At 42.0% G+C, this 6388-nt stretch carries 8 protein-coding genes; 2 read left to right on the forward strand and 6 right to left on the reverse strand.

Annotation, left to right across the window (positions count from 1 at the left end):
• Positions 1–102 precede the first annotated feature (102 nt).
• The gene (locus V7K73_RS01265; RefSeq protein WP_334876397.1) at positions 103–723 is read left to right on the forward strand and encodes a Uma2 family endonuclease; all 621 of its coding nucleotides are present in this window, start codon (positions 103–105) and stop codon (positions 721–723) included.
• On the opposite strand, the gene V7K73_RS01270 is transcribed toward V7K73_RS01265, so the two are convergent.
• The 6 genes from V7K73_RS01270 to V7K73_RS01295 form a co-directional block, all read right to left on the reverse strand.
• Positions 686–1987, reverse strand: coding sequence for an FAD-dependent hydroxylase (locus V7K73_RS01270; RefSeq protein ID WP_334876399.1), 1302 nt, complete (start codon positions 1985–1987; stop codon positions 686–688). The genes V7K73_RS01265 and V7K73_RS01270 overlap by 38 nt on opposite strands.
• 186 nt (positions 1988–2173) lie before the next feature.
• The gene (locus V7K73_RS01275) at positions 2174–2347 is read right to left on the reverse strand and encodes a hypothetical protein (protein WP_334876400.1); all 174 of its coding nucleotides are present in this window, start codon (positions 2345–2347) and stop codon (positions 2174–2176) included.
• A 210-nt stretch (positions 2348–2557) separates the two neighbouring features.
• Positions 2558–3316 carry a YebC/PmpR family DNA-binding transcriptional regulator gene (locus V7K73_RS01280; RefSeq protein ID WP_334876402.1) on the reverse strand — a complete coding sequence of 253 codons (759 nt, stop codon included), beginning with the start codon at positions 3314–3316 and terminating at the stop codon, positions 2558–2560.
• A 327-nt stretch (positions 3317–3643) separates the two neighbouring features.
• On the reverse strand, positions 3644–5212 hold the full coding sequence (locus V7K73_RS01285; RefSeq protein WP_334876404.1) for a metallophosphoesterase family protein: 1569 nt from the start codon (positions 5210–5212) through the stop codon (positions 3644–3646).
• A 113-nt stretch (positions 5213–5325) separates the two neighbouring features.
• The gene (locus tag V7K73_RS01290) at positions 5326–5751 is read right to left on the reverse strand and encodes a type II toxin-antitoxin system VapC family toxin (RefSeq protein WP_334876406.1); all 426 of its coding nucleotides are present in this window, start codon (positions 5749–5751) and stop codon (positions 5326–5328) included.
• Between the two features lie 7 nt (positions 5752–5758).
• Positions 5759–5974 carry a hypothetical protein gene (locus V7K73_RS01295; protein ID WP_334876407.1) on the reverse strand — a complete coding sequence of 72 codons (216 nt, stop codon included), beginning with the start codon at positions 5972–5974 and terminating at the stop codon, positions 5759–5761.
• Between the two features lie 192 nt (positions 5975–6166).
• Here V7K73_RS01295 and V7K73_RS01300 point away from each other — a divergent pair.
• Positions 6167–6388 (forward strand): hypothetical protein (locus V7K73_RS01300; protein WP_334876409.1); only part of this gene is annotated, 222 nt, incomplete at its 3' end.

Raw genomic sequence — 6388 nt, forward strand, 5'->3', positions numbered from 1 at the left:
TTAGGCCGACTTACTTAAGCGCGTTTTTAACCGTGGTGAAAAAGCTGTCCGCAGTCGCCTAAATTAGAGATAATATTTCCAAACCAATAACTCTCAAAAGTCATGACTCAAGCTATACCCAAGCTAGTAACCTTTGAGGAATTTGTCGATTGGCTACCCGAAAATCGACGAATACGCTACGAACTACATAAAGGAGAAATTGTTGAAATGGCGCAACCAGTAGGGGAACATGAGGAAGTAAAGGGTTTTTTAGCAAGAAAAGTAACAGTTGAATTTGACCGATTAGACCTCCCCTACTTCATGCCTAACCAAGTTATAGTTAGACCTCCTGAAAAAGATTCTGGTTACATCCCAGATGTGTTGGTGCTAAACCGTGCAAATCTGGAAAACGAAAAATTATGGAAAAAAGAATCTACTGTTAGTTTGGGCGCATCGATACCTTTGGCAATTGAGGTTGTATCAACCAACTGGCGGGACGATTACTATTTAAAATATGCTGAGTATGAAGAGATGGGTATCCCAGAATACTGGATTGTTGATTATGCTGCCTTGGGTGGACGTAATTTTATCGGTAATCCCAAACAACCGACAATCTCCGTCTGTAACTTAGTTGATGGGGAATATCAAATAAGTAAGTTTCGAGATAATGATCGCCTTGTTTCCCAAACTTTTCCCGAATTGAATCTTACCCCAAACCAGATTTTTCAAGCTGCTGTGGTATAGCCTTTAAGCCTGATAGTTTTGCTAATTCTGGAGTCCGCCCCTTCAAACCGATCATCAACTTCAGCATAAACACTTTTAATATAGGGACTCGCTGCAAAAACCATAAACCCAGGCGACGCACCACTACCACAGGTAAAAAGTTATTAGAAAACATCCGATCTAATAAATCGGTGAAACCTAAAATCGTCAGGTTTTCCAGCTTGCGCCAACGTTCATAACCTTTGAGAATCTGAATGTCGCCAATATCTTTACCCGCTTGGTGCGCTGTTTGGATTACTTGCGCCAAAGCTGCTGCATCCCGAATCCCCAGATTTAAACCTTGTCCGCCCACAGGATGGCAATTGTGCGCCGCATCACCAATTAATGCTAGTCGGGGGAGAACATAGCGATCGCTTTGCATAAGTTGCACCTGGAATACAAAGCGATCGCCTAGTAATTCCAATTTCCCCATCTGATCGCCATAGCGACGGGTAAGTTCTCTTAAAAATTGCTCATCATCTAAGGCACATAAAGCTTTTGCTTCTTCGTGGGGGGCTGTCCAGACAATGCGGCAACGGTTCCCCGGTAAAGGTAAAATTGCAAAGGGGCCGCTAGACCAAAATCTTTCGTAAGCGGTGTTATTGTGCGGTTTCTCTGGTTTGACAAATGCTACGATGCAAGACTGCCAATATTTCCAGCCAGAGGTTTTGATACCAGCAGCTTGACGAATTGGCGATCGCGCCCCATCTGCTGCTATCACTAATTTGCTGCAAACTGAGTATAACTGATCGGCAACTTTAATATCTATCGCTACTATATCTTTCTGGTATTGTGTATTTACTACTTCAGCCGGACACAAATAAGTCACATTTGCACAATCTTGGACAAACTCTTGCAAAGGCTGCAATAGCGCTTGGTGTTCCGCCACATAACCCAATGCTGTATTTTTATCATCTGTGATAAATTCCACCACATTCGGATAATCGGCATCAGAAAGACGAATTCGGTAATATTTGGCTATTTGAGGCAACATTTTGTCCCAAACTCCAATTCCTTGGTAAATTAGCGACGAAAGCTGATGAACTGCATAGGCTTGTCCTTTAGCTACAGCTGCTGATGCCACTTTCGCTTCAATTAGCAAGACACTCAAGCCAGAATCTTTTAAAGCAGAGGCTAGAGTTAACCCAATAATCCCACCGCCGACAATTACCAAATCATATTCATATCCCCGCAAGTCTGGCGGCGTTGGTTGAGGGGAAATTTGCTCAAGCTGCGTTAAGGTCATTGTTAAGTTAGGTTACAGCGTCTTAACTTTATTTTGACGCGATCGCGCCCTCATGAGCAAGTTAATAAAAAAACCCTGCTGATTGGTAGGGATTCCAGCAGGGTAAAATAATACAATTATACTTTCAAAGAAACCAACACTAAACTTTATTAGAAAGCTAGTAGAAACTTTTACAACTAATAATAATTATTTATTAGTTTTAGGAACTACATTTGTATGATGATGCCTGTGATGTCTATAGTGATGTTTAGCACCTTTTACGCTAGTTTTATGGACAGCTGCTTGAGCTTGAGATGCAAAAACGGTTACAGGTGCAGCAAAGACTAGAGCCAAAAGTAAAGCGTTAGCGAACTTATTCACTTGAAAATCCTCATCAGGTAATCAACAATCCAACTATCCAACAGGCGTATGTCATCAGTTTGTAATTGATATGAATCTTTCATGTCTATTTTTATATCCGCAAAATATAAGACTTACGTGGAATACTTGCTGCATTTCCAATTACAATGTAATATTTTGGACATTATCCAAAGAAGTGTTATTTGGCTATGATGTCTGTGAAAATTTTAATTAAGAAATGCTCAGAGCCATTAATTCTTCTGCTACATCAAAGTTAGCTGTGACATTTTGCACGTCATCCAAGCCTTCTAGAGTATCAATTAACTTGAAAAGCGATCGCGCCTGATCTGGATCGGTAACTTCTACACTATTACTGGGAATCCAGCGCAATTCCGCATCAGTTACCTTAAAGCCTCGATCCTTGAGTGTGTGGCTAAGGGTTTCTAAATTGCCAATGTCAGTAAATACTTCAGCCATCTCATCTTCAGTCATCTCATAAGACTCGGCACCGCCTTCTAGGGATGCTTCTAAAAGCTGTTCTTCGTCAACCACACCCAAAACTACACAAACGCCTTTTTGGTCAAACATCCAGCTAACGCAACCTACTTCCCCAAGATTGCCACCATTTTTACTAAAGGCTACACGCAAGTCAGCAGCAGTACGATTGCGATTATCTGTGAGGGCTTCGATTAAAATCGCTACACCACAAGGCCCATAACCTTCGTAGCGAATCGCTTCAAAAGTAGCATTATCCCCGCCCAAAGTACCTGCACCTTTAGCGATCGCTCGTTCAATATTATCATTGGGAATACTGGCAGCCTTTGCCTTGTCAATTGCCGTGCGAAGTTGAAAATTCAGCGCCGCATCTGGTACGCCACTTCTAGCAGCAACGATAATCGCCCGCGATAACTGAGTAAAGGTTTTTCCCCTTTTTGCATCTACTACCGCTTTTTGGCGCTTAATATTTGCCCATTTACTGTGTCCTGCCATAATCTGAAATTATCAAAACTCTATTCCAGATTAAAATATAAACGCTTGCAATAACCATAACTTTAGATAATTGTGCAAAGCTAGATCGGGCGTGTCTCTAAAACTTGGTAAAGGTATTTTTACAAGCTCAATATGGGCGATCGCGTCCGATATTTCATGGTTACAATCGGATTTCTAACATGAATCTGTATTGTCTACACTGTACACACAAGCGATCCGATTACCCAAAATCCTTGAAAAACCTCACCCTGTCCTGGCGGACATCCCTCTCCGATGCTTTGGAGAGGGACAGATTTTGCGTAGCATAATCAGGGTGAGGTTTTTTGTTTAAATCCCAAAAGGTTCAAGTTCGCGGTTATTCCACCGATCATCAACTCGTTCAGTAATCAGAGGTCTGATGATAAACTTGGGTGGGCTACCATCCAAAACATCAATCCGCACACATGAGTAAGGTAGGCGGTTCTGGAAATTGTAATCATGACGGCCCACAAAAAGCGTTGAATCGGCAACTTTTCGAGTCGGTTTACCTGCAATTTCCGTAAAAGTCTCCATCAATTCAGTCCCCTCTCGCCGTTGATAGCGGGGACGATGACCACTACCACCAGAGATAATGCAGTTAATGTGAGAGTCAGCAAATCCGGTATCAGTTGTGCAAAGATGCTCCAAACAGTGAGCATGACCATTTAAAATCAAATCGACTATGGGACGTTCTTTAATTAAAGAACCAAGAGTTTCTGCGACTTGTTCAAATACCCAGCGCAAGCGATGGCGAACCGCCAGGGTTTGGGCTTGATTCCATTTAGTAGCTTCTGTGACATAGGGTGGATGGTGGAAAAAAATTACACGTCCGCGCACTTCAGAGGTATTCCAAGATTCGATTAGCCTGCTACGCAACCATTCAAGTTGTTCAAAGTCGATCGCAGGCATTTTATCAGATGCCAATTGTTTTTCAATATCGATTTTGATCTCGTCTATTTGATCTAATTTGGCGCTAAGTTCATCAAGTTGTTCAGCTTCAGTGGGTTTATCGGGGTTGAGACTATCGCATATTCCCAATATCTGCAATTCTTCTCGATCAATTTCCTGACGACGCTTTTCCAATTCCCGGCGGTAAATTTCTCCTTCTTTAGTTACAGGTAAGGGTGATGGTGTATTAAAGGTATTGGAATCTAAAGCGAAAAAATCAATCCCGCCGTAACGAAAGGTATAATAACGATTGGGTAAGCGGGTAAATTGTCCAGGTTCGTAACGCAAACAGCGCCCTGTATCGGTTTTAGCAGTATAGTGTCGATCTAAATGCCGTTCTAATTCTGCGGAAGACATCGCCCCTGTATAGTCCATAAATGCTCGTGCATAAGCATTACCTTGATACGATCCATGCCAGCCAATCTCAATATCTTTGTAGCGGAACAGGCGACGTAATGAAGATGTTGTTCCAGTCAATAAACGGTACATCAACGGAACATCGTAGTAATCATGATTACCTGGTACTGGCAAGAATGGCAGATTAAACACCATGCGATCGTAAGGAATGTCTTTTGGGTTATCGCCACCAACAATAAATTCCCGGTAAGGCTCAATAAAGTTTGTTGAATAATACTCTTGGGAACCCACCACATATATTACATCGCCTGTGTGCAATACAAAACTGCAATCATCGCGGTGAGTCAGCATTAGTTCGGCAACTTTTCGTTGGGGGTGGTATGGAGAATGGGATTTGGTGCCGGAATCACCGATAACCATAAAAGAAAATTCTGGACTATCTTCTGTGCGATCGTCAATAACTATGCTGGTTTGGTCAATTCCCCGTTGCACAAAACTTGGATGCATCCACCGCACCCGTTCCTTCATCTTTTGAATTTTTACAGGAATCGGTGGATCGGAAATCAATTTCATGGCTGATAACTCTTGAATGCCTAATGCATAAGCCAATTGTAACGAAATATTTACTTGTCATTTGTCATTTGTCATTTGTAGAATAACCGATACCAATGCCCAATTCCCAATATTTAAGGCAAATTTTCTCGCAGTAATGCTCGAAAACCTGCTTGTTGAAAATGCTCATCGGCAGTCAGGGCTTCAGTGATTCCGCTATATTGCATTACTATAAAAGATACGCAATCCCCAAATCCCCATTCTTGCTCTGTTTGTTCCCGATATAACTCGAAAGCACGTTCGTAGAGTTCTTGGGAAAGGGGGACAATTTCTACTTTTGAGTCTGCTACTAGAGAATTTAATAATATGATTGCCGCCTGACGATAAGGTTGTTGGGATAAGGCATTGCCAATTTCCAACATCACCGCCTGTGTTGTCACCAAACGAGTTTCTGCTGCTTGTAACATTTTAGCCAGATGTAAGGCTCGGTCATGCAAGCGATCGCTCGGTGCAGATAAGGCAATGGCAAATGATGTATCAAGAAAGACTTCAGAATGCATAGAAAGTTTACTTACCGGATAAATACTTATCTATATTGGTACACCAGTCAGGTGGGCCATCTAAGTTGAGCGATCGCGCCGTTTGCAGAAATGATCCGGTTTCATGTTCACCTGGCGCTAATATTTCAATACTAATTCGCACGCGGGTATTGATTGGCAGTGCGATCGGTTCAGCCGGATAGAACACTTTGCCATTAAAGACAGCTGTGATTTTTTCTACCATTGTTTGCAAAAAGTGCTTTTAGTATATCCTAAGCTGGTTGTAGCAATACGAGTAGAGTAGACGAGGTAATAACTAGTGAAGATACTTATACCTGTCTTACGAATTATATCGATTTTTCAAAATTGCCTAAGCCACCAATTGAAATAATGCTAGGTAATTTCGATAAACCTCTCCCTTTTTGACTCGGTTACCGTGTACACACAAGTCATCCAATTACCCAAAACAACAGAAAAACCTCACCCTTTCCTATGGGACATCCCTCTCCTTAATAAGGAGAGGGACATTGAATTACCCAAAACAACAGAAAAACCTCACCCTGTCCTATGGGACATCCCTCTCCTTAATAAGGAGAGGGACATTGAATTACCCAAAACAACAGAAAAACCTCACCCTGTCCTATGGGACATCCCTCTC

Source organism: Nostoc sp. (assembly GCF_036916975.1).
Taxonomy (GTDB): domain Bacteria; phylum Cyanobacteriota; class Cyanobacteriia; order Cyanobacteriales; family Nostocaceae; genus Nostoc.